The following is a 2,568-nucleotide window of genomic DNA, read 5'->3' as shown; positions in this document are numbered from 1 at the left end:
AACGTCTCGTGGGCTCGGAGATGTGTATAAGAGACGGCCCCTGCCCCGCGCCGGGTCCGTCATGGCTCCCTCCCTTCCACGCGCAACGGAAGCGAGGGCCTGCGTCCCGGAGTCGGGACGTCAGTTCTCCAGCGCGTGCGCGACCTGCCCCAACAGGCGCAGGCGCGGCGCGTCCAGCTTGCGCACCGTGCGCAGCAGGCGGCGGACCTCGGGACGCTCGCGGTACTCCGGCGGGTCCTCCGCCAGCGCGGGCGCGCCGCCCTCGACGCCGACGCCGGCCATGCCCAGCAGGACGTCCGAGGAGCAGTTGAGAACCAGGCACAGCTTGCGCAGCGTGCGGACACTCGGAAGCATGTGGCCGCGCTCCAGCCGGCCGTAGACCTCGGTCGCGATGCCCACGCGCTCGGCCACGTCGGCCTGGGTCAGCTCCAGCCGCTGCCGCGCCGCGCGGACCGAGTTGCCAATGATGGTTGCCAGTCGTTGTTCCATGGCGTGCGGAAACCTGTCGAAAAGAGGGCTTCACCCCCCGCGTCATGCGCGGAGAGGCACCGGGGAGAAGTGACAGCCGTCGGCTGCCTCGTGGAACACAGACTACGAGTCGGGTCTGACATTCCGGCGCTCCCGGAAGGGCGTGTGGAAGCGGCCGGAATCGGTCGGGTTTCCGACGGTGCGGGGCTCCTCGGAGGACGTGGCACGGAGTGCCGCGAGGGCCGAAAAATCGGCCCGGGACGCGTTGTCAATGGCGCGGTGGGCGTGGCCGGGAAAAGCCCTGGTGTTTCCGGGGTTTACGAAGGCGGGAGGTCTGGCGTAGGTTGGGCGCCCCGGTGGGTACCGGGAGACCGGGGCGGCACACTTCCGGTGACTCGGAGCCGGGGGTGCGACGCGCCTCGCGGGGAGGGCTGTTCAGGTCGTGAGTGACGAGCGTCCGGACGCGCTGCTCAAGAGCGCACTCGAGAAGATCGTCTACTTCGAGGCCCGTGCGGAGCAGCTCCACAGCGAGCTGGACTCGACGCGCGAGGAGATGGCTCACCTGAGGCGCGAGCTGGCGGAGACCCACCAGCGCGAGCTGGAGCTGCGGCGCGAGGTGGCGGAGCTGGAGGTCCGCATCAGCCGCATGCAGACCGAGCGCGAGGAGCTGACGCGGCTCAACCAGGCGCTGCGCGGCGAGCGCAACCAGCTCATGGACAAGCTGCTGGACGCCAGCCGCATCCACGCGTCCGGGCAGGAGCGGGACGACGAGGACGACGACCTCGGGCTGGACCTGGCGTCGTTCATCTCGCAGCTGCGCAGCGAGGTGTTGCTGCGCGGCGAGGCCGGCCCGGTGGCGCAGGGCGTGGTGGTGCCTCCGGTGCGCGGGCCCGCGGTGCCGCTGCGCGAGGCGGCGAGCGCCGCCGTGTCCGACAGCGAGCCGCCCGTGCCGCCCGTGCCGGAGAAGGCGGCGGACACCCTCTCGCCGGTGGCGCGCGAGGCGCAGCGCTTCATGCAGGCGGGGCGGCTGGGCGTGAGCGCGGCGCAGCACGCGGAGTTGTCCGCGCACGCGGGCTTCGGTGGCGCGGCGGACGAGTCGCTCTTCGGCTTCTCGGTGCGCGAGCTGTCCGCGCCGGATGCCGCCGCCCGGGTGCGCGCCGCCGAGCGGCTGAAGGCGCTGGCCCAGCCGGCCGCCGCGCCCGCGCTGGCCGCCGCGCTGCACGCGGAGACGGATGCGACGGCGCAGGTGGCGCTGCTGCAGGCATTCGCCTCGCTGTGCCGGGAGCAGGGGGCGTCGGTGGTGTCGCCGCTCCTGGCGTCGCCGGTGCCGGAGGTGCGCATCGCGGCGCTGAAGGCGCTGCTGACGCTGGCGCCGACGGACGCGGCGCCGCATCTCGCGCAGGCGATGAAGGACCCGGACCGCTCCGTGCGGCGGCGCGCGTCGCTGCTGGCGCTGGGGCTGGAAGGGGAGACGGCGCGCCGGCTCGGTGAAGAGGCCATCCACGACACGGACTCGGAGGTGCGCGCGCTGGCCGCGCTGGCGCTCGGGGCCGGGAGTGGAGAGAACGCGCGCACGCTGCTGTTGGGCGCGCTGGCGGACCGCGAGCCTCGCGTGCGCAAGGCCGCCGCGCAGAGCCTGTCCCGCATCCTCGGGCAGGACGTGTCCTCCGTGGTGGAGCTGGACGACACGCACCGCCGCCGGGAGATTCGCCGGCTGGCGACGCTGCCCATCAAGCCGGTGCGCGCCCGGCTGGAGCAGCCCCGGCCCGTGGCCGCCGCGCCGGTGCAGGCAGCGGCTCCCGTGGTGGCCGTGGCGCAGGCCGTGGCCCCCGTGGCCGCCGAGTTCATGCAGGTCGCCGCTCCCGCCATGGTGGCCGTGGGCGCCCCGGCCTACGCGGTGGCCGGCGCGTCGGCGCGGTCCTCCACGGCCGCCTCGAACGGGGTGCCGGCGCAGGTTCCGACCATGGCCACCCAGGCCGCGCCCGTGCAGGCCCTGGCGGGCGCCGCTAGTCCGACGCGGAGCCCCGCCTCCGTGCCTTCGGGGAGCCCGGCGGCCTCCGCGCCTGTCACCGCGCCTCCCCGCCCCGCCGCTCCTCCGCC

2 protein-coding genes are annotated in these 2,568 nt (G+C 74.6%); one reads left to right on the top strand and one right to left on the bottom strand.

Annotation, left to right across the window (positions count from 1 at the left end):
* Positions 1-120: 120 nt before the first annotated feature.
* Positions 121-489 carry a helix-turn-helix transcriptional regulator gene (locus HG543_RS52955; RefSeq protein WP_169352573.1) on the bottom strand — a complete coding sequence of 123 codons (369 nt, stop codon included), beginning with the start codon at positions 487-489 and terminating at the stop codon, positions 121-123.
* A gap of 421 nt (positions 490-910) precedes the next feature.
* On the opposite strand from HG543_RS52955, the gene HG543_RS52950 reads away from it, so the two are divergent.
* On the top strand, positions 911-2,568 hold a 1,658-nt coding region (locus HG543_RS52950; RefSeq protein WP_169352572.1), incomplete at its 3' end, for a HEAT repeat domain-containing protein.

The organism is Pyxidicoccus fallax (assembly GCF_012933655.1).
GTDB lineage: Bacteria > Myxococcota > Myxococcia > Myxococcales > Myxococcaceae > Myxococcus > Myxococcus fallax.
The sequence above is the reverse complement of the archived record's forward strand: the minus strand, read 5'-3'. Positions and strand labels throughout refer to the sequence as shown.

What these genes read in the sequence shown, in the direction of transcription:
- HG543_RS52955 (WP_169352573.1), bottom strand. Translation starts at nt 489, where the DNA reads ATGGAACAACGACTGGCAACCATCATTGGCAACTCGGTCCGCGCGGCG.